Below are 25,622 nucleotides of genomic sequence, written 5' to 3' on the forward strand. Positions count from 1 at the left end.
CGCTGGTCCACTACCGGTGCCACGTTCGGCTCTCCACAAGAAGGGAAATAGAAAGGCAGATTGTGAGATAGACACCCGCCGCAAACGTGTACATTTCGATCGGCCGGGCCTCACTTTGAGCGATGATGGAAGTCGAGGTGAGGAAGTCATTCAGCGCGACGACATATGCGACGGAGGTGTCCTGGAAGAGGATAATGCACTGCGTCAGAAGAATCGGCGCCATCTTCCTCACGCCTTGGGGCAAGACGATGTACTGAAAGCTTTGGCGCAGCGTCAGCCCTGTCGATATCGCAGCCGCCAATTGTCCCCGAGGCACGCTCTGGATGCCCGCACGCATAGTCTCTGAAAAGTAAGCCGCTTCAAATAGGATGAATGCGATCAAGACAGAGAAAAACTGGCCAACAGGTCGGCCAATGACCAACGGCACCAAGAAGTAAAACCAAAACACGACGAGCACTAGCGGCACGGAGCGGCAGAGGTTCACATAGGCAAAAGCTATCAACCGCAATGGCAATGGGCCAAAGAGGCGCGCTAGCACAATGACGGTGCCCAGGATCGCAGCGCCAATGATCGAAAGCACAGTAAGCCAGAGCGTTATTTTCATGCCCTCCCAGAGGAAGGCAGCATTCGGTCCGATGATGCCAAAATCCAGGGAGAGCATTAGCTTCGCCCCTTCAGCATTCCAGGAAGGCGGGTAGCGTTCTCGACGGGCAAAACAAGCGCCAGCGTAAACAAGCTGATCACGACATAGAGGAAGGTTGCTGCAGCGAATGCTTCAAATCCGTGAAAAGTAGAGCTTTCGATTTGATGACTGCGCGCGGTGATCTCCAGTACTCCAATCGCAAGTGCAAGCGAAGTATTTTTAAAAGTAGCAAGGAGCTCCGTCGTCAACGGCGGGATCAGCATGCGCAAGCAGATGGGCATGACGATGTAACGACGAATCTGATTGACGGTCAGTCCACTTGCAAGTGCGGCGGAAATAAGCCCCCGCGGCACCGCCTGAATTCCGGCTCGTATCTGCTCGCCGACGCGGGCAGCCATATAGAAGCTGAGGCAGATGACGGCAATCGTGACTTCAGGCTCGTACAGATCCCGCTTCACCCAGCGTCCAAGATTTGAGGGCAGGAGCTCCGGAAAGACGTAGAACCACAGGAACATCTGGATCAGCAATGGCACGTTCCGAAAGAGAGCTGTGTAGACGAAGCCTATTCCACGCACCGCTCTCGATCGAGCAGTGCGGGCTGTACCGACTAGGGTTCCGATCGCAAGCGCTAGGAGGAAGCTCACCACCGCCATGACTATTGTGAGACGCAGACCTTCCAGCAGCCATCCAAGCTGCGGCTGCTGGAAGAGAATACTCCAGTTCCAATTGTAGGAGAGCATTCGACCCAGCCGCTATTGAGGGACTGCTTGCGCTTGGAAGACGGTCTCGAGCTTCTCGCTCAGTGGAATTCCAAATTGGTCAAACCACTTGTGGTAGAGAGATGTTATCTCTCCCGAGCGAAAGAGCTCGGCCAGCGTCTTGTTGACAGCCAAGCGAAACGCAGAGTCGTCACGGCGCATCATTAACCCGTACGGCTCGAAGGAGAGCGGCCGGCCGACGACCTCCAGACGGTCGCGAGCCGGCGACTTTTGTCGCAAAGTGTAGAGGATCGCGTCGTCCGAACAAAACGCGTCGGCGCGATCGCTATCGACAGCCAAGAGTCCTTCTGAAAAATTCGAGATGTTTAGGATTTTCACGTTTGGGACCTTTAGTTTCTGGACCCATCCGTTGATTACACCAACAGTGTTGGCGCCTTGAGCGAGCGCGACTACCTTATTGGCAAAATCTTCGATCTCCTTGATGCCGCTTCCTGTCTTCACCAGACAGCGCGTCGATGACACGAAGTGCATCATCGAAAAATCCACTTGCTCCTGCCGGGACAGGGTGTTGGTCGTTGATCCACATTCCAGATCGATCGTTCCATTTGCGAGAAGCGCCATGCGCGTGCTCGAGTTGATTGGAACAAAATTGACTTGTAGGTCTGGCGCGCTGATATCGTGCTTGATCGTATCCACCACACGCATGCAGATATCGATAGCATAGCCCGCGGGCTTTTTGCTTGCGTCATAGGATGCGAATGGCGGCGAACTTTCAGGGAAGCCGATGACAATTTGCCCCTTGTCTTTCACCTTCTTCAGCGTGCCGTATAGCTCCGCAGCATCGGCCTGTACGACGCTCGAGACAGACCATATTAAGAGACCGGTGGCGACCGACCATCGAACTGCTGACTGCAAGTATGATGCGTTCATCAGAACCCCCCTTCATGTGATCATTGGCCTAATATTGAACGACGAGTTCGTTTGGAAAGGGATATTTGCTCAACCAGGTCGTGAACAAGGATCACGCCCTAAGTGAGCCGCACGACCATCGGTTTAATTGGAGGCGGCAACTCAACTGAAGGGAGCTGGGCCGGAAAAAGGAGATCAGCTAAAGCATGTTGTATTGCGACATCGTGCTTTAGAGAGCTGCATGCCCCATTTCGCTTGCCGAACGACGTCGCCGTCACTCGATATGTCCCGCCGAGCTTCTCCGCGGCGAGTCCCACACCGATATTCGTCAATTAACGTTCGATGTAGTCGAGCGTTAGGGTGGCTCCACCGAGCTCGGTTGCGTGCTGTGAACGGGCCGGGCCTCTCCCTAAACGATCTCGCCCGGTCCCACGTAATTCTGTTTGTTCGAGCGCTGTGCCTCATCGAGCAGCCATTTTCTAAATAGCAAAGAGCGCTGATTGCGGTCATCATCTGGTGTGACGACATAGTAGGCTGGCAGGGTGATCGGGCTTGATGGGAACGGAAGAATCAATTTCCCTGCAGCGAGCTCTTCCGCCGTGAGCACGTTGCTTTCCAAAATTACTCCGAGAGCCTGCAGGGCTGCCTCGATCGCAAGAAAGGAAGGCTTCAACTGTACTTGTCTGACATCGGTTGGAAGTTCTAGGCCTTGGCTGCGAAACCAGAAATCCCAGGAAACGAGGTTTTGATCTGTGCGAATGAGGGTGACCTGGCTAAGGGCCGAGGGAGAGTGCAGTCCTGCCGAGTCTCTCAAAATTGGACTACAGATTGGCTGAACGCCCTCTGATAGAAACAGCTGCTCCGAGCAATTTGGAAGGCCCTGCGCCCCATAGCAGATCGCCAAATCCAAGCCTGGGTCACGAAAGTCAGGTGGGCCCGAGGCGGCTATGATCCTAAGATCGATCTCTGGATGAGCGCCCATGAAGCGTCCGAGCTTGCTCAGCAGCCATCGTGTAGAAAAAGTGGGCGCACAATGCACAGTCAGACGCTGTCGTCGCGGCTTTCCAAGGACATCAGACGTAACCTCGCCGATCTCCGTAAGTGCTCCCCGAATCTTATTGTAATATCCCGCTCCGGCCGAGGTGAGCACAACTCCATCTGGTCTTCGGTCAAATAGACGAAACCCGAATATCTCCTCGAGTTTCGTGATCTGGTGGCTCACCGCTGAGCGTGTCAGGTTCAGCTCTTCCGCTGCAGCGGAAAAGCTCAAAAGACGAGCAGCACATTCAAAGGTATTTAACGCATTAAGTGAGATGGGCCGGCGAGCCTTACTCATCGGTTCCTCGAATTGGTCAACCGCAAGTCTTCCAGAACAAAGAGCGCAGCTTATAAACCGCGGCGGCACCTCGTCAATTCGCTTTTGTTTACGATTGGGTTGCCCGTCGACGTGAACCGCCCCGGGATTGCCGGAGGCTTCAACTCTTGAGAAGATGGAGCCCTTACGGGCAAGACGACGAACACGTTTTCACCCGAGGTTCGGGCCCGTGCGGTTTGGCTGGTTCTGGATACGCCAGCGAGCACCCGTCGCGCTGGGCGGCGGTGACCTCGATTGCGGCCAAAATCGGCTGCACGCCGCAGACGCTGCATGACTGGGTCAAGAAGGCCGAGGTCGACAGCGGGCAGCGGGCCGGCGTTCCGACCGACATGGCAACCAACATCAACTGCATGATGTTACATCTCGTGGTTGCAAGCAGAGCAGTAGCATGCACTCATAGTGACACGAAGAGAGTGAAGGCCATGAAGGTAATACGATCCCTGCCCTTGCGTTGTGCACACACGGCACCCGTCAGCGAGTCGAATACCATTGAAGCGAAGACGATCGAGCAGCAGAACAGTAATAACATCAGACGCAAGTTCCGATCGAGCGAGGCGCGCTGTCTGGCAGACAGAGGAGCGTATTCTCCTCCAACCGGCGCTCCAAAAAAGAGAGATCGGAGGGCCGGACTGTGCGAGTGGCCAATGCTTGCGGCCGTGTCCCGTCGCACTCCTAAAGCATACACCGAAAGATCGCTCTCCCTACAGTGCGCGCATGGTCAGCCGAGACTAGGTCTCCACAGGGAAGACCGGCGCCAAACGGTCAACGCGGTAGTAGTACGGATCTCTGACCGTTCAGGTTGGAACGCCTCAATTAGCACAGACGCCGCCCTGCATGCTTCGGTACCGCCCCTCGCTAGAATGCCAATGATAGCGTAGGAGTTCTTGGGCCATGCATGTATTACAATCTGAGCATCAGCCATCCGCGCCACGGCGAAGAGGCTGCCATCTCCAGGCGACTCGCGAAGACGAAAGCATTCTAAAGTTGAACGCGTCGCATCAATCGCCCTAGGAATCGCAACTTCAGCGATGGTCCAATCGTCTATCTTCGCTGCTCCCCACAGTTCAACGACGAGCTGGTTGCCTCCAGTAAATCGTGTCGCAATCCGTTCGCTGTCACTCACTCACAGTCCTCATTGATGTGGCGTCCTAAAGATCCGGATCGGCAGCGGCGCAGCGGCGAGCCGATGGAGCGCTTGAGAAAGAAGTTCCCACGATAGCATTGCACCTCCGAGGACATGATTTGCGAGACGTTCGGGTGATGGATCCTTGCTCCGACAAGACCAGAAGTGTTCGATCCGCTCACACCAAGCATTCGGCTAATGTAGGCACAAGCGGAGCACTTAAATGCTTACGATTGAGCTCTTCGGAGAGGCTACATATGCTACTCTCCCGTTCTTCGATGATCGCGATAGGTAAGCGTTCTCGCTACGACTTGCCTTCCAGCCCCTCTTTCACTACCCAACCCATTTGCCTTGCCAGACAAGCTGAGCCGTCGACTCTAAGTCTCTTGCCAAAGGAGTTGCTTGTGCACTGCTTACTCTGTCCAAGCCGTCCAGTCCGCGGCTCCTAAGCTGGAGTCTCTAAACTTCAGATTTCCTCCATCGAGCATTTCTTAGCGCTCCTGAATCGGAATATACGCCACTTCTTTGCAGCCATTAAATTTCAGCAACGGGTGTATCAGGATGTTGTTGTTGGATTGCTCGATGATGTGTGCTGTCCACCCCGCGAGGCGGCAGAGGGAGAATACCGCCGCGCACAAATCAGCCGGTATGCCGAGAAGCTTGTACGACACCGAACCGTAGAAATCGTCGTTGATGTGAATGCCGTGTCTTCCGTAGGGTTTCATCTCCTCGGCGAGAACGTTTAGAATCTGGAGATGGTGCGGCTCGGCCCTTAGCTGCGAGAGGATCTCGACATGCCGGCGGAGATGGCGCGCGCGCGGGTCCTCCGTCTTGTAAGCGCGGTTGCCAAATCCAAGAATGCGCTCGCGGCGGCGTCGGCGCTCTCTTACGAACTTCAGGACTCTATCTGGTGAGCCGATCTCCTCGACCATGGCGGCAACTCCATCCATCGCCCCGCCGTGTAAGACGCCCTCGAAGCAAGCGAGCGCACCCGCTACGGCAGCGTGATAGCCCGACTTGGCGCTCGCAATCACTCTCGCTGTGAACGTGGAAGCATTTGCACCAAGCTCAGCGTGCAGGATAAAATCCTCATCTAGTACTTTGGCCTCTTCCCGCGTCGGGAGGGTGCCCTTTAGCATCCACAGGAAGTTGGCAGCGTGAGCGAGTTCATCATTCGGTCGGGGGAGCGCTCGCCCCTCCCGTTGGGCGTGATGTGTCGCTACAGCGACAGCCATTTGAGATAGTAGGCGTATCGATTTTCGTTGCAGAGCTTCTGTACGATTATCTGCACCGTCCGGATCGAGCGCAACAAGCGCAGATACTGTTGTGCGCAGGGCATCCATTGGATGCGCGAGCTTCATTTGGGCCAGAAGATCGATGACTGTGGGAGGAAGTGAGCGGGCTGCTTTCAGTTCTCGCTGAAACTCGTCGAGCTCGCTCGCCGTTGGGAGCTTGCTGAAAATCAGGAGAAACGCTGTCTCTTCAAAGGTCGAATTTGCAACAAGGACATCAATCGAGTGGCCACGGACAGAGAGTGTCCCGTTCTTCGCGTCGACATCAGAAATTGTTGTCCGATCGACACAAATTCCCATCAGCCCACGATGCATTGTAGAAGCGCGAATGGAATTGTCACTGTTCATTGAGAAGCGCTCTGGTGGGACATTACGGCCGAGTGAGACGCCTGCAGCCGATCGAGAATGACTCCCGTGTCAGTCCCAAAGTGCTCTGTCAGCGCGTATACCCAGCGTTCAAGGCCGAATCCGATGCAGCCCGTATGTGCGGGTTCGCCCTCGATAGTTATACCGCAGCGCTCACCGAAGAAGCGACGATGATAGTTAAGCGAAGCGATCGCCAGCGTCCCGTTGAATAAAAGTTCTTCTTTGGTCGGAAAGATGCGTGTTGCGCGGGCTGCGGTGCTGGCCTTGTCAAAGAATGGGTCGGAGGCATGCTTAACCTCAATGGTCAGACCCAACTCACCCAGGAATTCCAGTGCAATTGCCCGATACTTGCGGAGGTAAGTCTTGACGTCCTCGTCACGCCCGACGAATACAATTTCACGCAACGTGAAGGCCCGAAGCCGTCTCAGTCCTTGGTAATGGTCTTCATTGCGGAAGCAATTGGCTACGGTTGTAACGCAACGAGTAGCGCTGAGGTGCTGACCGCGCATACTGAGGTAGACGTTATAGCACGCGGCGGGGGGGAGGCAAAATTCCGCACTCTGCAACTGACGATGATCGAGGCGCAATAGGTCGTCTTGTCCTTTGCTAAAGTCCGCGCAAGCTGACTCGCTTATGGCGCACGCGCAGAGTGCGAGATGCGGGAAGTTTCGGAAGTAGTTCAGGCGGTCAAGATCCGCGATAGGGATAAGCGATGGATACCGAATATTTGTCGCTGGGATGAAGCTCGCCCAATCCAGGAAGATGACCTCAAGTTGCTGGATAATCGCGTGTCCGCGGTCCGTAAACGTTGCCATGCCACCTGACGTCGAGAATAGCGCCTCAATAGAGGGCGCCGCTTTTGTTGGGTTGTTTCCCGTGAGCGTATTGGGCGCGGGTGTTAACTCGATGTTCTTCATGAGATCCGTCGTACGTAGGGGATTGCTGTTTCTTTTTAGGGGCGCCGTCAGCGAAGTGCCGGCGACCTTGCGAACTCATCGCGTCCGAACACGATATTGGCGGTCTGCCCGAGAGCGCTCTCGCGTCGGATGGCAGGCGAAGATCAGTTTGATTTGAACGGGACGGCGATTCCTCTTTCACTCATGATAAGCAGCCGGCATAACGCCGTCCCGCATTATTCGCTATGCCCGTGGTCGCGATAGAAATGGCGGCTGATTGCGCCCTCTGCTTCATCGAAGTGCCGCTCTCGACCACGTTGCGGTTGGCCCTGAATATTGCATCGGAATGCTCCATCTTGTCTGCGTGACCTTTCTACTTGTGCATGTTTGCGCCGACCAAGGCGACCGAAGCGGCACAAAATATCAAGCCAGAACCGAGCCACATCGCAGGTGTAGGAGTTGTGTCGAAGCACAACATGTCAATTGCCAAGCTGGTTGGAAGACGAATGAAGTCGAAGGGAGCCGCGCGCGAAAGGCGAACGCGAGCGTAGCCTCTGACGAGGGCGACTTGAGCCAGTGCAGCGAAAATCGCAAGGAGCAGCAACAATGCCCAATCGGCGGGAGATGGCCAAACCCAAGCAGGAATTGCGATCGGCAGGCCGATAACTGAACTCCATAGCATAAAGCTAAGCGACATTTGTCCGGGCCCGGCCGTGTTTGCTAGGCGCCTTACCATCACAATCGCAAGACTGTCGAGGATGGCTCCGATCAATCCAACGACCACCCAGATGTCGAGATCGGTCAAGGCCGGTTGAGTTATAACAAGCGCGCCTAGAAGCCCCATCGTTGCGGCACTTCCAGTGGCAAAGCCATGGGCTTCCTTCAAGATGAGTGTGGACAGCAGCATGCAATAAATAGGTGATGTGTAGGATATCGAGGAAACCAAAGTGAGTGGGAGCTTTGACGAACAAGTAGCGAATGCTGCGAAGCCGCCGTAACCGAGCGCTGATCTGAGAAAGTGCTCCTTCGAAAAGTAGGCTTGGAAGTCTAGGCGACTATGTCTAGGGACAATAAAGAAGAGCAGCGGCGCAGATATCAAGCTCCGCAGGACGACGACCTCGAGGGGCGAAAGAGTCCTGGTTACAATTTTGATGATCGCTGCCATCGCAACCAACATCAGGCCGGCGAAAATGACATTCGCTATCCCGCTGAGTTCTGAATCTCGGATCATCTGTTCAAGCGAAAAGCATCATCAAAATTGAGGGGGCGGAACGCGCGAGGTTATCCCTGCTACCTGTCTGCGCTCAAAATTCCAGGCAGCCGGCGAGTTCAACCCGAGAGTCGGGCTGACCCCAGCGCGCCGGAACAGTGCGCTCTTATGCCGGCATAGCGGGGGGACGCAGTGCTCTTCGACGTAGCCTGAGGGGGAGGAGTGTCCGGGCACAAAGGGTGTCCTTATCTTTAGAGTGTGTGCTGAGCATTGGGAGCGCTGAAGTTCTTGCCGGTTACTGTCAGGACACGCTTTCAACATCAACTATCAGAAATGGTAGGCCTCGCCGGCTCGCGACGCTTTTAGACCCGCCGCTGTGCGGAGCGGATCCAAAGTCTTTAACATTGCCTTTGCGCTGAGCGCCTACTTAGTACAGCGCAACAGTAGGCTGGCATTGCTTCGTAAAGGATGTTCTCTTGCTGCGCATCCCGAGTGCCACGACGATCTGTTAGCGACTCAAGTATGGTGTGAGTTCTAATCGGCTTGACCGACAGCGCCGCAAGCGACAGGCGTCCGCGCGTATTGAGCCTTCAAGTGCTGCTGAAGGGACGCATCGAACGAGAGATATAGGAGTTCTATTGGCCGGAAGAGCGTACATCAGCGCCGAGCGTTTGTTCGGCTTGCAAGCACGTTTCTAATCGAAAAGCTGGAATCGATACGTGCGACACCTGGAAGGGTCGAGAGGACCTCCTTGTGTATCCGTTCGAACTCGACAGCATTGGCGGCTTCCACACGCAGGAAATAGTCCGCTCGCCCGGTCATGAGATAGCACTCCTGAATCTCCGGATGCTTGCGTACCGCAGCCTCAAATTTATTGAGGTACTCTACCGTCTGCCGTTCCAACGTGATGTTGATCAGCACGGCAAGACCTTGTGAGTCGGCACCGGTCTCCACGAGTGCTGTATACCCGCGAATGACACCGGCCTTCTCGAGCAGCTTGATCCGTCGCAGACACGCCGAAGGTGAAAGCCCAACTTCCTCCGCCAGATTTACATTGCTCATTCGCGCGTTTACGCGGAGCGCGCGCAAGATATTGCGATCTATGCTGTCCATGGCCGCTGTAAATTTTATTCGAAAGGTTGGCAGATCGTTCGACTTTCGTAGCAGTTATCGAACAATCGGGCAAGGAATGCGCACCACTTGCTCGTTTATTGCGCTAAGCCTTATCTCATGCACAGTGAAAAGACGTTGGACCGGGCCGTTCCGCAGGCGGTGTTAGATGGGAAAGCGCAAGGCTTTCCCGGCTATATGACCGTCGATTTGGCAGCGCTGCGCCGGAATTTTCAGCGCATTGCATCGATGACGACTCCGGCTCGCGTGGCAGCAGTGGTCAAAGCCGATGCCTATGGCTTGGGTGCCATCAGAGTGGCGGAGACGTTGCTTGACGCCGGCTGCAGACACTTTTTCGTGGCGCAGGCGGAGGAAGCCATCGCATTGCGGCCTCATCTTCCGAACGACGCGCAGCTTTTTGTGCTGAACGGCCTATTGCCCGGTGCGGAGGCAGCGTGCGCGGCGGCTCAAGTCATTCCAGTCATCAACTGCTTCGCCCAGCTTTACCGTTGGCGTACTCAGGCACACGCCGAGAGGCGACGTCTCCCTGCTGTTCTACAATTCGATACCGGCATGTCACGGCTCGGTTTTGCGCCCGCCGAGCGCGCTGCGGTCCGCATGGAAATCGCGCAATCGCCGGAGTTCGAGATTCTCTACGTTATGAGCCATCTCGCCTCCGCGGATGAGCCCACCAAAGCGCAAAACGCGGCGCAGCTAGCAGAGATGCAGATGGTCAAAAAGGAATTTGCTCCGGTGCCATCCTCCTTCGCCAACTCCGCTGGCGTGCTGATGGGTAAGGACTATCATGGCTCTCTCGTTCGTCCAGGGATCGCGCTCTATGGCGGTGCGCCGCAGGTGAATGCCGTCAATCGAATGGAGCCCGTCGTCAGCCTCGCTATCGCGGTCGCGCAGACCCGCACGGTCCCGCGCGGCACTATGGTCGGCTATAGCGGAACGCACGTAACCGGCGACAGCACCCGCCTTGCTACACTTTGCGCCGGCTATGCAGACGGGCTTCCAAGAAGCCTGAGTGGCCGCGGAGCCGTCTACTTCCACGGTCAACGCCTGCCTATCGTGGGGCGAGTCTCGACAGCATGACAGTCGACATCTCCGATCTGCCGGATGACGCTCTCGATCTGGGAAGCCTCGTCGAAGTGATCGGTCCTCATCAGACCCTCGAAATGCTGGCGGCTGACGCCGGCACGATCTCCTACGAGATTCTCACCGGCCTCGGTTGGCGCTTCTTCAGAAGCTATTGCTGAACGTTCCCAGCAGATGAGCAGGCATCATTAAGCATGACTATGGATTAGATAATGAAAGTCACGATTCTAGGCGCAGGCGTTATCGGCGTCACCACCGCATATCAGCTTGCGAAGCTCGGGCACGAAGTCGTCGTTCTCGATAGGCAATCGGGTCCAGCACTGGAAACCAGCTTTGCGAACGCCGGGGAGGTTTCCTTCGGCTACTGTTCGCCGTGGGCTGCCCCCGGAATCCCCATGAAGGCCGTCAAGTGGATGCTCATGCGGCATGCGCCCTTGATCCTCCGCCCAAAGCTTGATGCGGCCATGCTCTCCTGGCTCTTTCGCATGCTATCCAACTGCACTGCGAACCGATATGCGCTCAACAAGGGACGGATGCTGCGCCTTGCGGACTACAGCCGCATGGCGCTTGCCGAGTTAAGGAGCGAGGCCTCGTTGAACTATGACGAGCGCATGCAGGGAACTCTGCAGTTGTTCCGATCTCAGCAGCAGCTCGACGCATCAGCGAAGGACGTGAAGGCTCTTGCGGCAGATGGCGTTCCTTTCGAGGTCCTCGATCGCGATGGCTGTATTCGGGCCGAGCCCGCATTGCGCTACGTGCGCGACCGAATGGTTGGTGGACTCTTGACTCCAAAAGACGAGACCGGCGACTGCTTCAAGTTTACGAATGCGCTGGAGCAAAAAGCCGCGGCGTTGGGCATCGACTTCCGTTACGGACACTTCATCAATGGGCTCGACATCGAAGCTGGCCAAGTGCGTGGTGTGTTCACCGATCGTGGGACCATTAGATCGGACGCAGTCGTTGTCGCGCTGGGAAGCTATTCGCCGCTTCTGCTCAAGAAGGTCGGAATCAAGCTGCCGGTCTATCCTGTCAAAGGATATTCGCTGACGATTCCAATTGCCGACGCCTCACGTGCCCCCGAATCGACGGTCATGGACGAGACATACAAGATTGCAATCACCCGTCTCGGAGATCGGATTCGTGTTGGCGGGATGGCCGAAATTTCAGGCTACACCAATGACCTCGTCGAAGCACGTCGACGGACCCTGGAGTATTCCGTGATGGATCTGTTTCCCGGGGGAGATCCTAAGACCGCATCCTTCTGGTCAGGCCTTCGACCGATGACTCCTGATGGCACCCCAATCATTGGCCGGACCAGGATCAGTAATCTATTCTTGAATACCGGACATGGTACTCTCGGCTGGACAATGAGTTGCGGTTCTTCGCGGGTCATAGCGGACCTTGTCTCGGGACGAAAACCTGACATCGAAACGAAGGATCTAGGCCTAGGGCGCTATTCATAGGCCAGCAAAGAGCTACTCTGGCAGAGCCGTCTTCAATCAGGATTCTGGCCAAATCCCTCCACGCCACCTCATTCGAAGAAGTAGGGCGCTGCGCACAACGATTCACAGCGCGCCCGACAATCATCAAGCAGCTTTATTGGCGATCAGATAAATAACTATTTCGGATGATGATGCTGGCGGCCATTCGCGAAACGTTGGTTCAACTCCTGCGCTGCACAGATGGCACTCTAGGTATGATCTTTGCGTCTTCTCTACTGCAAGTATTTTTTCGCCGAGCTACGCTGGCTCCCTACACCGCCTGAATACTTGTTGAACTAACCCATCTCCTGCTTTTTCTATCCATCCCCGTTGCTGATCGCTTGCCGCGGTTGGCGCTCGACGGGGGACGATCGTGGCGGGCACTTCACTCCATTCGGAAGCATTCTCGCGTGGCGCGCGCATGCTGCGCACCGCGCTTGGTCCCGCGATCGCGACCTTCCTCGAAGACCCCGCGATCGTCGAGGTGATGCTTAATCCCGACGGCCGGCTCTGGATCGACCGGCTGTCCGGCGGCCTGGAGGATAGCGGACGAACGATATCCGCCGCCGATGGTGAGCGTATCGTGCGCCTGGTTGCGCACCATGTCGGCGCTGAGGTGCATGCCGAGAAGCCGCGCGTCTCGGCGGAGCTTCCCGAGACGGGGGAGAGGTTCGAGGGGCTTCTTCCGCCCGTCGTTGCGGCGCCGGCCTTTGCGATCCGCAAGCCCGCGGCGGCTGTCTTCACGCTGGATGACTACGCGGCGGCCGGCATCATGACGGCCGACCAGGCCGGCGTGTTGCGCGAAGCCGTCGCCGCGCGCAAGAACATCCTGGTGGCTGGCGGCACTTCCACCGGCAAGACCACGCTCACGAACGCGTTGCTGGCCGAGGTCGCCGGCACCACCGATCGCGTGGTCCTGATCGAGGATACGCGCGAGCTGCAATGCCGCGCCCCGAATCTGGTCGCGCTGCGCACCAAGGACGGCGTGGCGTCGCTATCCGATCTTGTCCGCTCCTCCTTGCGTCTGCGTCCCGACCGGATTCCGGTCGGCGAGGTCCGAGGCAGCGAGGCCCTGGAGCTCCTCAAGGCCTGGGGCACCGGCCATCCAGGTGGGATCGGAACGATCCACGCAGGCTCGGCGCTGGGCGCGCTTCGCCGGCTTGAGCAGCTCATCCAGGAAGCTGTTCTCACCGTTCCGAAGGCGCTGATCGCCGAGACCATCGACCTCATCGCGGTGCTGCGTGGCCGCGGCAGCGAACGCCGCCTCGCTGAACTTGCTCTCGTTGCCGGCCTCGATCCCGCCACCGGCGATTACCGCGTCCACTCAGCCGAGGCGGGGGGCCAATCCTCGTTTGCAAAGGACCCATCATGATCCAGTTCCCTCCCGCGATCCGTGACGTTCGCCGCCGCTTCACCGAGCTCGCGGCAATTGCCTTCATCTCCATCGCTTTTGCCCCCGCGGCTTACGCCTCCGGCTCCTCCATGCCGTGGGAGACGCCGCTCAACCAGATCTTGGAGTCGGTGCAAGGTCCGGTCGCCAAGATCATGTCGGTCATCATCATCACCGTGACCGGCCTGACGCTCGCGTTCGGCGACACCTCTGGCGGCTTTCGCCGGCTGATCCAGATCGTCTTCGGCCTCTCGATCGCCTTCGCCGCGTCGAGCTTTTTCCTGACCTTCTTCAGTTTCTCTGGCGGAGCCTTGGTGTAATGGCCGGCATCGTTGATCCGGAAGTACCGGGCTTCTTCGCGCCGGTCCATCGCGCGCTCACCGACCCCATCCTGATGGGCGGCGCGCCCCGCACGGTTGCGATCGCCAACGGCACGTTGGCGGCCGCCATCGCGCTCGGCCTCCACCTCTGGATCCCCGGAGCACTGATTTGGGCCGTGGGCCATGCCGCAGCCGTCTGGGCGGCCAAGCGCGACCCGCAATTCGTTGACGTCGTGCGACGTCACCTCCGCTATCCCTCCTACCTCGGCGCATGAGGTCTCCATGCTGAATCTCGCCGAATACCGCAACCGGCCTCACAGTCTCGCCGACTTCCTGCCCTGGGCCGCTCTGGTCGCGAAGGGCGTCGTCCTCAACAAGGACGGGGCGTTGCAGCGTACCGCGCGCTTCCGCGGCCCAGATCTCGACAGCGCCACGCCTGCCGAGCTCGTTGGCGTGACGGCCCGCCTCAACAACGCGCTCCGCCGTCTTGGCTCAGGCTGGGCGATCTTCGTCGAGGCCCAGCGCATCGCTGCCCATACCTATCCGCACAATACTTTTCCCGATGCCGCATCAGCGCTGGTCGATCTGGAGCGACGGGACGCTTTCGAGGAGGCCGGTGCGCATTTCGAGAGCCGCTATTTCCTGACCTTCGTCTGGCTCCCGCCAGCCGAGGACGCCTCGCGCATCGAGGGCTGGCTCTATGAGGGACGCGCGCGGAGCGGCGTCGATCCTCATGAACTGCTGCGTGGCTTCGTCGATCGGACCAACCGCGTCCTGCAACTGGTCGAAGGGTTCATGCCGGAGGTGGCGTGGCTCGATGACGGCGAGGCGCTGACTTACCTGCATTCGACCATCTCGACCCGGCAACAGCGCGTACGCGTCCCCGAGACGCCGATGCATCTCGACGCGTTGCTCACGGACGAGCCGCTCGCCGGCGGCCTCGAGCCGCGCCTTGGCCGCCACCACCTTCGCACGCTCACGGTGGTCGGCTTTCCGACCGCCACCCATCCCGGAATTCTCGACGAGTTGAACCGGCTTGCGTTCCCGTACCGTTGGTCAACGCGCGCGATCCTCCTCGACAAGACCGAGGCGGTGAAGCTGCTGACCAAGATTCGCCGACAGTGGTTCGCCAAGCGAAAGTCGATCGCTGCCATCGTCAAGGAGGTGATGACCAACGAGGCCTCGACACTGGTCGACAGCGATGCGGCGAACAAGGCCGTCGATGCCGACCTCGCTTTGCAGGAACTAGGCACTGACGACGTCGGCCAAGCCTACGTCACCGCGACCGTCACCGTCTGGGACGAGGATCCCGGCCTCGCCGCTGAGAAGCTTCGCCTGATCGAGAAGGTCATCCAGGGTCGCGACTTCACCTGCATGCCGGAAGGCGTCAACGCGCTCGAAGCCTGGCTCGGCTCTCTGCCGGGGCACGCCTACGCCAATGTCCGTCAGCCGCCGCTCTCCACATTGAACCTGGCCCACATGATTCCGCTTTCGGCGGTCTGGGCCGGGCCAGACCGCGATGAGCATTTCCGCAGCGCCCCGCTGTTCTTCGGCAAGACGGAAGGCTCGACGCCGTTCCGTTTCTCGCTCCATGTCGGCGACGTCGGCCACACCCTGATCGTCGGCCCGACCGGCGCCGGCAAGTCCGTGCTGCTGGCGCTGATGGCGATCCAGTTCCGCCGCTATCGGAAGAGCCAGATCTTTGCCTTTGATTTCGGCGGCTCGATCCGCACGGCGGCGCTTGCCATGGGTGGCGACTGGCACGACCTCGGCGGCAGCCTGTCGAACAGCGCCGAGGATTCAGTCTCGCTTCAACCGCTCGCAAGCATCGGCGATGCGGCGGAGCGCGCCTGGGCGGCCGAATGGGTGACCGCGATCCTCGCCAAGGAGGGCGTCACCATCGATCCGACCGTGAAGGAGCACGTCTGGTCGGCGTTGACCTCGCTGGCGTCCTCGCCGGTCGAGGAGCGCACGATCACCGGCCTCACGGTTCTCCTGCAATCGACCGCGCTCAAGCAGGCGCTGCAACCTTATTGCGTCGGCGGCTCCTCCGGCCGCCTGCTCGACGCGGAGGCCGAGCAGCTCGGTTTTGCCTCGGTGCAGGCGTTCGAGACCGAGGGCTTGATTGGCGCCGGTGCTGCGCCTGCCGTCCTTACCTACCTGTTCCATCGCATCGAGGGACGGCTCGACGGCCGGCCGACCCTCCTCATCATCGACGAGGGGTGGCTTGTCCTGGACGATCCTGCCTTTGCGCAACAGCTCAGGGAATGGCTGAAGACGCTGCGGAAGAAGAATGCGTCCGTCGTCTTTGCCACCCAGTCGCTCTCCGACATCGACGGCAGCAATATCGCACCCGCAATCATCGAGAGCTGCCCGACGCGCATCTTTCTGCCGAACGAGCGCGCGATCGAACCGCAGATCACCGCCATCTATCAGCGGTTTGGCCTAAACGATCGCCAGATCGAGATCATCGCGCGGGCGACGCCGAAGCGGGACTACTACTGCCAGTCCCGCCGCGGCAATCGGCTCTTTGAACTCGGCCTCGGGCCGGTCGCGCTCGCCTTCTGCGCTGCGTCCTCCAAGGCCGACCATGCCGCCATCGAACGGCTGCTCGCCGAGCACGGCCGCGACGACTTCACGGCCGCCTGGCTCGCGGATCACGAGCTGCTCTGGGCCGCCGATCTCATCCCTGACCTGACAAACCTGGAGGTGCAATCATGACGACTCATGACGTGCGGCGCGCTGGCTTGGCTGCTGCGACCGCTCTCTCGCTCACCTTGTCGATCTCGCCGCTTGTGACGGCGCCGGCCTCCGCGCAGTGGATCGTCTACGACCCCTCCAACTTCAGCCAGAACGTGCTGACCGCGGCGCGCGAGCTGCGGCAGATCAACAATCAGATCCAGATGCTGAACAACCAGGCCCAAAGCCTGGTGAACCAGGGAAAGAACCTGGCCAACCTGCCGTTGTCGACGCTGACCCAGCTCCAGGCACAGGTCGCACGGACCCAGTCGCTGCTGAGCCAGGCCCAGAATATCGCCTTCAACGTTGAACGGATCCAGACCGCGTACTCCAGCACCTACGGCACAGCGGCGGCCACTGGCTCCAATGCGACAATGTTTGCCGCGGCTCAAAGTCGTTGGCAGACCTCGGTGGGCGCTTTCGAAGACTCGCTGAAGGTGCAGGCCGGCGTCGTCGGCAATATCTCGACCAACTCCAGCGCAATGAGCTCGTTGGTCACCGCCAGCCAGTCCGCAAGCGGCGCCCTGCAGGCTGCTCAGGCCGGCAACCAGCTTCTTGCTCTGCACTCCCAGCAACTTTCCGATCTTGTCGCGGTTCTTGCCGCAAAGGGGAGGGCGGACGCGCTGGAGCAGGCGCGCGTGACGGCGGCCGAATCGCAAGGGCAGCAACAATACAAGATCTTCTCGACGCGCAGCGGCTATCGGCCCGGCAACGTCACCATGTTCAGCGGCAACTGAGGCCCCGGTCATGGAGCGCCCGGACATCCTTCGCGCAGGCGCGATGATCATCGTGTTTGTGATTTTCCTCGCAGCGCTGCATGTCATCCATCGGCGTCCGGCCGAGCGGCCGGTATCCGACGTCCCCTCTGTCTCCGCTCCCGATGACCTTTCGGCCGAGCTGCTCCGCTGCGCTGAGCTTGGACCCCAGGATGCCGAAGATCCGCACTGCCAGGCGGTTTGGAAGGAGAACCGCGCGCGCTTCTTCGGCAGGCCGGCGCGGCCACTTCTGCCGCAGGCCGCGCCGGCCACACTGCCGATGACGAGCGCTCCGCAGGGAGGGAGGTCATGAACAACGTCGGCGTTATCGACACCTTCCTCAATACGTTCACGACCTACATTGATTCGGGTTTCGGCCTGATCAAGGGCGAAGTCACGTATCTGTCGTCGACATTGATCGTCATCGACATCACGCTCGCCGGCCTGTTCTGGGCCTGGGGCGCAGATGAGGACATCCTCCAACGGCTGGTGAAGAAGACCCTCTACATCGGCTTCTTCGCCTTCATCATCACCAACTTCACCAAGCTCTCATCCATCATCTTCAATAGCTTCGCAGGCCTCGGCCTGAAGGCCGGCGGCTCGTCGATCTCGACCGCGGATTTCCTTCGTCCCGGCAGGCTCGCACAGGTTGGGCTCGACGCTGGGCAGCCCCTGCTGGACGCAGCAAGCCAGATGATGGGCTTCACCAGCTTCTTTGCGAACTTCGTCCAGATTGCCGTGCTGATGGTGTCCTGGCTCTTGGTGCTGATCGCCTTTTTCATTCTGGCTGTGCAGCTGTTCGTCACGCTGATCGAGTTTAAGCTGACGACGCTTGCCGGCTTCATCCTCATTCCCTTTGCGCTCTTCAACAAGACCGCCTTTCTCGCGGAGAAGGTGCTGGGTAACGTCGTTGCCTCCGGCGTGAAGGTCATGGTGCTCGCCGTGATCGTCGGCATCGGCACTGGGCTCTTCTCTCAATTCACCACAGCCTATGCCGGCGGCCAGCCGACCATCGAGCAGGCGCTCTCAGTCGTGCTGGCAGCGCTCGCCATGCTCGGCCTCGGCATCTTCGGTCCCGGCATCGCCAGCGGTCTTGTCTCGGGGGCGCCGCAGCTTGGCGCGGGCGCTGCCGTCGGCACCGGTCTCGCCGTCGCCGGTACGGCGATGGTCGGCGGCGCGGCGTTCGGTTTGGCCGGAAGGGGAGCGATGGCAGCGAGCTCCGGTGCTGCGGCCGCCGCACGTGGTGGTGCGGCGATGGCCGGCGGCATGTCCACGGCCTACAGCCTCGCATCGGTCGGCAGGTCTGGCGCCGGCGGCGTCGCGGCCGGTCTCAGTGGCGCAGGTCGTGCGGCGGCTAGTCACGGGACAGTTCCCGTCAGACGCGCCGCTTCGCAAGCGGCGGGGGCAATGAGGGAGAGCTTCGCCTCCGGTGCCCGTGCCGGCGTCGTCAACACGGGTGGCACCTCGACCATGGGAACCATCGGGAGTGGCGAGGCCGCAAATGATGGGGCCGCGTCTCAAGCAGCGAGCCCGCCCGCCTGGGCCCGGCGCGTCAAGCGCAATCAGGCCGTCATTCACGGCGCGCAGACGGCCGCGCAAGCCCTCAAATCAGGCGACAGCCACGGTGGCGGTCACTCCGTCGACCTCTCGGGAGGAGAATAATTGATGCCAGTCTTTCGGCGATCGTCGGTGCGCTACGGCCGTACACCCGAACCCGAAACGCCCTATCAGCGCGCTGCGCAAGTTTGGGACGAACGCATCGGCTCCGCCCGCGTGCAGGCCAGGAACTGGCGGCTGATGGCTTTCGGTTCGTTGATCCTCGCTTCCGGCCTCGCCGGGGGGCTCGTCTGGCAATCCACGCATGGCACCGTCGTGCCCTGGGTGGTGCAGGTCGACAAGCTCGGCGAGGCGCAAGCCGTGGCGCCCGCCGTCGCCGACTACAGGCCGAACGACCCGCAGATTGCCTGGTATCTCGCCCATTTCATCCAGATCGTTCGCTCACTTCCGGCCGACCCGATCATCGTGCGGCACAACTGGCTGCAGGCCTATGATTTCACGACCACGGCGGGCGCGGCGGCGCTGAACGACTACGCCCGCGCCAATGACCCCTTCGTCAATCTCGGCAAGCAGCAGGTCGCCATCGACGTCGCCAGTGTTATCCGTGCCTCGCCCGACAGTTTTCGCGTGGCCTGGGTTGAGCATCGCTATCAAGACGGGGCGCTCGCCGGCACCACACGTTGGACAGCGATCCTCACCATCGCGATTCAGCCGCCCACCGACGCCGATCGGCTGCGCAAGAATCCACTCGGCATCTACGTCAACGCCATCAACTGGTCAAAGGAGCTGGTACAATGACCCCGCCGATTTTCTCGAAAGCCGGCGGTCCGGCTTCGCGTTTCTTCATCGTTCTGCAAAACCGGAGAGTCGGCGATACGTCTCTCCGTAAACCCGCCTTTGCGGCTTTACTGATGTCCGTCTCTGCCCTTGGCGGCTGCGCACACAGTTTCATCCCGCCCGACATTAATTACGATAGCGCTGAGCCGGCAGCGCTCACCACTGATCCGCCGCCGCCGGTCAAGATCGTAGAATTGCCAAAACCCCTGCCGCTGCCTGGGCAGTTAAAACCGCTCGCCGCCGGCAAACGGGTCCCCGAAGCCACTGATCCGAAGGTTCGCGTCAAGCAGGCCAACGCTGCGGCACGGGTGCAACCGGTCCGCAACGGATTCATCAACGCGGTACAGGTCTATCCGTTTTCCGGCGGAGCCCTCTACCAGGTCTATACGGCGCCCGGCCAGATCACCGATGTGGCCCTGCAGGAGGGCGAGCAACTCGTCGGCTCCGGTCCGGTTGCCGCTGGTGACACCGTGCGTTGGATCATCGGCGATACCGAGAGCGGGGCGGGCGCGACCAGGAAGATCCACATCCTAGTCAAGCCGACGCGGCCGGAACTGGTCACCAATCTCGTCGTCAACACCGATCGGCGGACCTACCTGCTCGAGCTGCGCTCGACCGAGAAGACCTACATGGCCTCGGTCTCCTGGCAGTATCCCGAGGACCAACTCATTGCGCTTCGGCGGCAGAATGCGGCTGCTGAAACCGCAGCGCCCATCGCAGCCAGCGTCGATCTCGCCTCGATCAACTTCCGTTACGCGATCGAAGGCGATGATCCGGCCTGGCGTCCGCTGCGCGCCTTTGACGACGGGAACAAAGTCTACATCGAGTTTCCGAGTGGCATCGTTCAGGGCGAAATGCCGCCGCTGTTCGTCATTGGTCCGGCCGGTGGCTCCGAACTGGTGAACTACCGCGTCAACCGCAACTACTACATCGTCGACCGCCTGTTCGCCGCCGCCGAATTGCGTCTTGGCGACAAGGACAGTGAGCGGCGCGTGCGCATCGTCCGTACCGACGGAAGGCCGCGCTCATGGCGATAGGCAGTGGAGACGAACATCAGGGCAACATCCCGCCTGTTGCGCCGCCCGACCTTCGGCTCCGAGGCGAGCGGCCGCGTGTCACACGGCTCTCGCGCAAGGCTCTTGTAGGCCTCGGCGCGGTGTCTGTCCTCGCGGTCGCGGGAGCTCTCGGCTATGCGCTCCAGACCGGCAATAAGCAGCGGACCGGGCAAGAGCTGCTTAGCACCCAGAACAGGCCTTCGGCCGAGGGCCTCGCCGCCTTGCCGAAGGACTACACTGGTCTGCCGCGTCAGGCGCCGCCGCTCGGGCCGCCGCTGCCCGGCGATCTCGGCAAGCCCATCCTCAACGCAGGCGCCGCACCAAACACCATGGCAGCGACGTCAGATCCTGAGACGCAGCGCATGGGCCAGGAAATCGAGGCGGCGCGGGTCAGCCGCCTCTTTGCCCAAACTGCTCAGCAACCTCAGAGCACCGGCCAACTCGTCCCGAATGCCTCCGCTGGCGCCACGGCCACTCCGGCTGCGACACCGCCCGTCGACGTCGGATCTGCGCAGAACATGCAGGATCGCAAGACGGCCTTCCTCACTGCTGCGACAGACAAGCGCTCGGTCAGTCCGGACCGGCTCGAAGCCAAGGCCTCACCTTACGTCGTGCAGGCGGGCACCGTGATTCCGGCCGCGCTCATCACGGGCATTCGTTCAGACCTGCCCGGCCAAGTCACTGCTCAGATCACGGAAGCGGTCTGGGACAGCCCGTCCGGCAAATATCTTCTGATCCCCCAGGGTGCGAAGTTGATAGGTCAGTACGATAGTTCCGTCGCGTTCGGCCAGAGCCGCATCCTCCTGGTCTGGACCCGCATCATCATGCCAGACGGTCACTCGATCGTGCTGGAGCGCCAACCCGGCGCGGACACCGGCGGCTATGCCGGACTTGAGGACGAGGTCGACAACCACTGGGGCATGCTGTTCAAGGCCGCCGTCCTCTCGACCATGCTCAGCGTCGGAGCCGAGGCGGGCACGAGCCAGAATGAGAACAACCTCGTTCAGGCGATTCGAAGCGGTGCGTCCAACAGCATCAGTCAGACCGGACAACAGATCGTGCAACGTCAGCTCAACATCCAGCCGACGCTGACTATTAGGCCGGGTTTCCCGGTCCGGGTCATCGTTACGCGGGATTTAGTGTTGGCTCCATACGGAAAGGGAGGGACGCCATGACGAAGCTCAAGCTTGGACCGCTTGAAGACGACAAGCCGGTAAAGCTCACGATCGAGTTGCCGGCGGCGGTTTTCAGGGATCTCAAAAGCTACGCCGAGATTTTAACACGTAGCGGAGGCACTACGACGCCGAACGAACCTGCCAAATTGATCGCGCCGATGATCGAGCGTTTCATGGCAACCGACCGCGCTTTTGCGAAGGCCCGGCGAAATTCTGCTCAGCCCGCACCAACAGCAGCGGAAAGATCCGGGTAGCGCTCGCGAAGTAGGTCCAGAAACGGACGTACTAATGGATTGCCGTTGGACTGCCGCCAATAGACGCGGAAGCTCAGCCGCGTCGGCCCCTCCGCATCATGCACCTCCCGGAAGATGACACCGGGATAAGTCGCGCCAGTCGCACTTTCCAGGGCGAGCAGAATACCGAAGTCCATGCCCACCATGGAGAGAAGCCGGTCGAGCCCCACGTCATGGCGAAGCAGCTTGCAAGGATCGGAAGATCCTAATTTGCTGATGAGAAGCTTGAGGAGTTCCGGTCCGGGGCCACGTTGTGACATCAAAAGCGGTTCGCGCCGCAGTTCGCCCCATTGAACTACGTCATGACTTGCCAGACGATGTTTCGCAGGGAGAGCAGCAACAACACGTTCGCTCCAGAGCACCAATGACTTGCCGCTCCAATTCGGGTTGGGATCCGCCACGAAAGCGACATCGATGGCTGAGCTGGCGAGGTCCGAAATCAGATGCTCGCGCGCTCCGTCGACAAACTGTCTATCGACATCGGGAAAGCGGTGCCGGTGCTCAAGGAGGGTGGCTCGGAGATTGCCGGCTGACAGGGAGGTGTGGATCCCGATGGTCAACCGACCACTCTCGCCACGCGAGCGAGTCTTGAGGCGAGCGGCCATTGCTTCAGCTTCGCCTACGATGCGCCGGGCATCCTCGAGAAATTCGCGACCTTCCATCGTTGGTCGCGTACCTCCGTTGGTGCGCTCGAATAGTTTGCTGCCCAACGTGTGTTCGAGACTTCGTAGGCAGCGACTGAGCGTCGACTGCTTGATTCTAAGCGTCTCTGCCGCTTGACGGATGCTTCGATGCTGGGACGTAGCGATCGCCCAGCGTAGATCTCGAAATTCCACAGCCACGCTCGAAGCCCTATGGTGAGTTGTGGGACCAAGTGTTTTCTTGCCCCTCCATAAATCGTGTTGCGTCAGCTCCTCCGACTTCGGCCGGAATACGTATTTCAATACCGAGGTTTTTCAAACGTTAGGGTGCGTGAGGAAAAAGACAACTACAGGCTACTCACCGTCTGATGAATTCCGTTCTCTCTCTCTCTCTCTCTCTCTTACGCTTTTGCGTCCCTTGGGTCAGAGGACAATCAAAGAGCACAGTGCGCAGGTGGCTGAAGGACGCGATCCGCGGCTTTCAATCGGACGCTCGGCAGATCTTAGGTCGATCACAGCACGGCTGCTTCTCGATCCTGCGGCGAATGTCACGAATGATCCAGCCCAGCCGGCTACGCGAATTTTGCGCTCGGTGACTGCATGCCTCCCTCCCTAGAGCTTGCGCGAAGCCGCTTTGTTGGTCTGTTTCGTCTCTTCTTCCTGTATGTGCCGAATGAGAAGCTCGCCTGAGGTCTTGTTGTGCTCGCGGGCGTAACGTTCGGAGGCGGCCGCATCGCCCCTGAGCAGCGCGCTGACCATTTTCTTGTGGTTTGAGATGACCATCTCGGGCCGTTCGAGGATGGCGTTCGAAGAGGCCATGTACATCCGAACCTGTTGTTCGACCAACCGGTATTGATCGGCGAGGCGCTTGTGCCCGGAAAGGACGACGATCGCCTTGTGAAGCGCGAGATCACTATCAGTAATCCGCTTCTGGTTGCGGCTTTTCGCGGCCGCCTTCAGATCCTCGAAAGCCGCCTCGATCGGTTGCCTCCGATTCGGATTGGCGGCAGCGAGCTGCGCGGCAAGGCTCTCCAGGCTGGATCGAAGTGTGTAGAGCTCCCATGCGTCCTTGGATGACAAGCTCGCGACCTCCCAGCCCAAGTAAGGCTTCTGGTTCACCAGGCCCTCGCTCATCAGCCGCTGCAGCGCCGCTCGTATCGTGCTGCGCGACAGGTTGAGCTCCGTGGACAGTTCGGTCTCTGTCAGTCGCTTTCCTGGCGTCAAGGCGCCACTGGTGATCGCCTGCCGGATAACATCGGCAGCCGCACGGTCCAAACTCCGCTTCTCGACCAATCCCGAGATGATCTTAGCAGCCATTTTTCCTCCAACCGCGTTTTGCGCGGAATGTTCGTTCTGAGGTCCCGGCAGATATTGGCGAACATTCGCCATTGACACCAGAGAAATCGTGCTGTTTGTTAATTGTCGACAATCAGCAGTTGAGCGGGGCCGTGCTTGCGCATTTCCGAAACCAAGGGCGTTAGCCTCGCCGGTCTGCAGCGCCTCTCCTCGTCCGCCCCATCTCACAAGATCGTAAAGGCGGATGCGATCCTGTTATCGATTCCGTTCGAATCCGGCGGAGTGCCGCCTTGGAGCTTCGGCGGAGCGCCGAAACTGCAGTTCGACACGCTGTTGGTGAGACTGGAAACCGAACAGGGCGTCGTAGGGTGGGGCGAAGCCTTCTCGCGGTGCGAGGACAAGTCGCTGAAGGCGATGATCGAGACGCGCGTGTTACCGCTCGTGATCGGCAGGAGCGCCCTGGAAATCGGCCAGATCAAGTATGATTTGGAATTCCAGCTCCAGAATTTCGGCCGCGTGGGCCCTATCGTCTATGGCGTCTCGGCGGTCGACATCGCCCTGTGGGACATCCTCGGCAAGATTTCCGGACTGCCGCTCACCGCATTGCTAGGCGGTGCATTCGCCAGCGAAGTCGAGGTCTATGCCAGTCTGATGCGCTACGGCAATTGCGCCGATGTCGTCAGGGCCACTCGGCAGGCAATTGAGCGAGGATATCGTTACATCAAGTTGCACGAGGTCACCGAGGACGAAATCCGCGCCGCCGTCGAAGCCGCGGGGGCACAGGCCGCCGTCATGCTGGATACCAATTGCCCATGGCCGGTGGCGGAGGCGCTCAAATACGATCGGCTTCTTGAGCCTCTCAATCTGTACTGGCTGGAGGAGCCTGTCTGGCCTCCGGAAAACTATGCTGGGCTGGCCCGCATTCGTTCAACCGGCCGGCACCACATCGCCGCCGGCGAAAATGCCGGTAGCCTGCATGATTTTGTCGCGATGATCGCCGCAGGGGCCATCGATATTGCGCAGCCTGATGTCGCCAAAGCTGGCGGCATTTCCGAGCTCGTGAAGATCGCAGCGCTTTGTCAGGCTGAATCAATCGAATTCGTGCCGCATTGTGCAATCTTCGGCCCCGGCCAGGCCGCAACAATACACCTCAACGCGGCACAGAGATCGGTGCCGATGCTCGAGCGGCTCTATTGCGATTTCGAGGCCGAGATCTACGGCGGCGCTACGCTTCCGGTCAATGGAAAGATTGCCGTGCCGACAGGGCCGGGGCTTGGCCTCGACCCTGATCCAGGCGTGATTGACCGCTACCGCGTTGCCTGAGAACGGAGGCGTTGTG

General features: G+C 59.7%; 24 protein-coding genes and 2 pseudogenes. 15 read left to right on the top strand and 11 right to left on the bottom strand.

What is annotated here, in order from left to right; genetic code table 11:
• Positions 1-10: 10 nt before the first annotated feature.
• The 4 genes from I6F20_RS29960 to I6F20_RS29975 form a co-directional block, all read right to left on the bottom strand.
• Positions 11-661 (bottom strand): amino acid ABC transporter permease, encoded by a 651-nt coding sequence (locus I6F20_RS29960; RefSeq protein WP_225129123.1) that lies wholly within the window; start codon positions 659-661, stop codon positions 11-13.
• The gene (locus I6F20_RS29965; RefSeq protein WP_225129125.1) at positions 661-1,383 is read right to left on the bottom strand and encodes an amino acid ABC transporter permease; all 723 of its coding nucleotides are present in this window, start codon (positions 1,381-1,383) and stop codon (positions 661-663) included. Before I6F20_RS29965 ends, I6F20_RS29960 begins: the two co-directional genes overlap by 1 nt.
• A 12-nt stretch (positions 1,384-1,395) precedes the next feature.
• Positions 1,396-2,292, bottom strand: coding sequence for an amino acid ABC transporter substrate-binding protein (locus I6F20_RS29970; protein ID WP_225129127.1), 897 nt, complete (start codon positions 2,290-2,292; stop codon positions 1,396-1,398).
• A gap of 388 nt (positions 2,293-2,680) precedes the next feature.
• Positions 2,681-3,607, bottom strand: a complete 927-nt coding sequence (locus I6F20_RS29975; protein ID WP_225129129.1) for a LysR substrate-binding domain-containing protein — start codon at positions 3,605-3,607, stop codon at positions 2,681-2,683.
• A gap of 219 nt (positions 3,608-3,826) precedes the next feature.
• Between I6F20_RS29975 and I6F20_RS29980 the strand changes: the two are divergent.
• A pseudogene (locus tag I6F20_RS29980) lies at positions 3,827-3,999 on the top strand (IS3 family transposase); the annotation flags it as partial.
• Between the two features lie 365 nt (positions 4,000-4,364).
• Here I6F20_RS29980 and I6F20_RS38435 read toward each other — a convergent pair.
• The 5 genes from I6F20_RS38435 to I6F20_RS30005 all read right to left on the bottom strand — a co-directional run bounded on the left by I6F20_RS38435 (position 4,365) and on the right by I6F20_RS30005 (position 9,646).
• A complete protein-coding gene (locus I6F20_RS38435; RefSeq protein WP_225129131.1) occupies positions 4,365-4,769 on the bottom strand; it encodes an S-adenosylmethionine decarboxylase in 405 nt (134 codons plus the stop codon).
• A gap of 491 nt (positions 4,770-5,260) precedes the next feature.
• A complete protein-coding gene (locus I6F20_RS29990; protein WP_225129133.1) occupies positions 5,261-6,409 on the bottom strand; it encodes a citrate/2-methylcitrate synthase in 1,149 nt (382 codons plus the stop codon).
• Positions 6,406-7,344 (bottom strand): aminoacyl--tRNA ligase-related protein, encoded by a 939-nt coding sequence (locus tag I6F20_RS29995; protein WP_225129135.1) that lies wholly within the window; start codon positions 7,342-7,344, stop codon positions 6,406-6,408. Before I6F20_RS29995 ends, I6F20_RS29990 begins: the two co-directional genes overlap by 4 nt.
• A gap of 352 nt (positions 7,345-7,696) precedes the next feature.
• Positions 7,697-8,554: a DMT family transporter gene (locus I6F20_RS30000; protein WP_225129137.1), complete on the bottom strand. Its 858-nt coding sequence runs from the start codon at positions 8,552-8,554 to the stop codon at positions 7,697-7,699.
• Positions 8,555-9,190: 636 nt separating this feature from the next.
• Complete coding sequence (locus tag I6F20_RS30005; protein WP_225129139.1) at positions 9,191-9,646, bottom strand: Lrp/AsnC family transcriptional regulator; 456 nt, start codon at positions 9,644-9,646, stop codon at positions 9,191-9,193.
• Positions 9,647-9,841: 195 nt separating this feature from the next.
• Between I6F20_RS30005 and alr the strand changes: the two are divergent.
• From alr to I6F20_RS30070, 13 genes and pseudogenes are all read left to right on the top strand, one after another.
• Positions 9,842-10,905 (top strand): annotated as a pseudogene (alr, locus tag I6F20_RS30010) (alanine racemase).
• Between the two features lie 51 nt (positions 10,906-10,956).
• Positions 10,957-12,207 (top strand): D-amino acid dehydrogenase, encoded by a 1,251-nt coding sequence (locus I6F20_RS30015; RefSeq protein ID WP_225129140.1) that lies wholly within the window; start codon positions 10,957-10,959, stop codon positions 12,205-12,207.
• A gap of 391 nt (positions 12,208-12,598) precedes the next feature.
• A complete protein-coding gene (gene trbB / locus I6F20_RS30020) occupies positions 12,599-13,597 on the top strand; it encodes a P-type conjugative transfer ATPase TrbB (RefSeq protein ID WP_225129142.1) in 999 nt (332 codons plus the stop codon).
• Complete coding sequence (locus I6F20_RS30025; RefSeq protein WP_109141606.1) at positions 13,594-13,935, top strand: TrbC/VirB2 family type IV secretion system protein; 342 nt, start codon at positions 13,594-13,596, stop codon at positions 13,933-13,935. The genes trbB and I6F20_RS30025 overlap by 4 nt, the downstream gene beginning before the upstream one ends.
• Entirely contained in the window at positions 13,935-14,210 is a 276-nt protein-coding gene (locus I6F20_RS30030) for a VirB3 family type IV secretion system protein (protein ID WP_225129144.1), read from the top strand. Before I6F20_RS30025 ends, I6F20_RS30030 begins: the two co-directional genes overlap by 1 nt.
• A gap of 7 nt (positions 14,211-14,217) precedes the next feature.
• Positions 14,218-16,656 (top strand): conjugal transfer protein TrbE, encoded by a 2,439-nt coding sequence (gene trbE, locus I6F20_RS30035; RefSeq protein ID WP_225129145.1) that lies wholly within the window; start codon positions 14,218-14,220, stop codon positions 16,654-16,656.
• Positions 16,653-17,411, top strand: coding sequence for a P-type conjugative transfer protein TrbJ (gene trbJ, locus I6F20_RS30040; RefSeq protein ID WP_225129147.1), 759 nt, complete (start codon positions 16,653-16,655; stop codon positions 17,409-17,411). Before trbE ends, trbJ begins: the two co-directional genes overlap by 4 nt.
• Before the next feature lie 10 nt (positions 17,412-17,421).
• Positions 17,422-17,742 (top strand): putative entry exclusion protein TrbK-alt, encoded by a 321-nt coding sequence (gene trbK-alt, locus I6F20_RS30045; protein WP_128930982.1) that lies wholly within the window; start codon positions 17,422-17,424, stop codon positions 17,740-17,742.
• On the top strand, positions 17,739-19,091 hold the full coding sequence (trbL, locus tag I6F20_RS30050) for a P-type conjugative transfer protein TrbL (protein WP_225129149.1): 1,353 nt from the start codon (positions 17,739-17,741) through the stop codon (positions 19,089-19,091). Before trbK-alt ends, trbL begins: the two co-directional genes overlap by 4 nt.
• Before the next feature lie 3 nt (positions 19,092-19,094).
• A complete protein-coding gene (trbF, locus tag I6F20_RS30055) occupies positions 19,095-19,784 on the top strand; it encodes a conjugal transfer protein TrbF (protein WP_225129151.1) in 690 nt (229 codons plus the stop codon).
• Positions 19,781-20,860 carry a P-type conjugative transfer protein TrbG gene (gene trbG / locus I6F20_RS30060; protein ID WP_225129153.1) on the top strand — a complete coding sequence of 360 codons (1,080 nt, stop codon included), beginning with the start codon at positions 19,781-19,783 and terminating at the stop codon, positions 20,858-20,860. The genes trbF and trbG overlap by 4 nt, the downstream gene beginning before the upstream one ends.
• Positions 20,851-22,053: a TraB/TrbI/VirB10 family type IV secretion system protein gene (locus I6F20_RS30065; protein ID WP_225129155.1), complete on the top strand. Its 1,203-nt coding sequence runs from the start codon at positions 20,851-20,853 to the stop codon at positions 22,051-22,053. The genes trbG and I6F20_RS30065 overlap by 10 nt, the downstream gene beginning before the upstream one ends.
• Positions 22,050-22,307 (top strand): DUF2274 domain-containing protein, encoded by a 258-nt coding sequence (locus tag I6F20_RS30070; RefSeq protein ID WP_225129157.1) that lies wholly within the window; start codon positions 22,050-22,052, stop codon positions 22,305-22,307. Before I6F20_RS30065 ends, I6F20_RS30070 begins: the two co-directional genes overlap by 4 nt.
• Here the strand turns inward: I6F20_RS30070 and I6F20_RS30075 are convergent.
• Positions 22,271-23,188 carry a LysR family transcriptional regulator gene (locus I6F20_RS30075; RefSeq protein ID WP_225129158.1) on the bottom strand — a complete coding sequence of 306 codons (918 nt, stop codon included), beginning with the start codon at positions 23,186-23,188 and terminating at the stop codon, positions 22,271-22,273. The two genes, I6F20_RS30070 and I6F20_RS30075, sit on opposite strands and share 37 nt — an antisense overlap.
• Positions 23,189-23,599: 411 nt before the next feature.
• Entirely contained in the window at positions 23,600-24,304 is a 705-nt protein-coding gene (locus I6F20_RS30080) for a GntR family transcriptional regulator (protein WP_225129160.1), read from the bottom strand.
• A 135-nt stretch (positions 24,305-24,439) separates the two neighbouring features.
• On the opposite strand from I6F20_RS30080, the gene I6F20_RS30085 reads away from it, so the two are divergent.
• Positions 24,440-25,606: a mandelate racemase/muconate lactonizing enzyme family protein gene (locus I6F20_RS30085; RefSeq protein WP_225129162.1), complete on the top strand. Its 1,167-nt coding sequence runs from the start codon at positions 24,440-24,442 to the stop codon at positions 25,604-25,606.
• The last annotated feature ends 16 nt before the right edge of the window (positions 25,607-25,622 follow it).

Source organism: Bradyrhizobium sp. IC3123, assembly GCF_020193625.1.
Taxonomy (GTDB): Bacteria; Pseudomonadota; Alphaproteobacteria; order Rhizobiales; family Xanthobacteraceae; genus Bradyrhizobium; species Bradyrhizobium yuanmingense.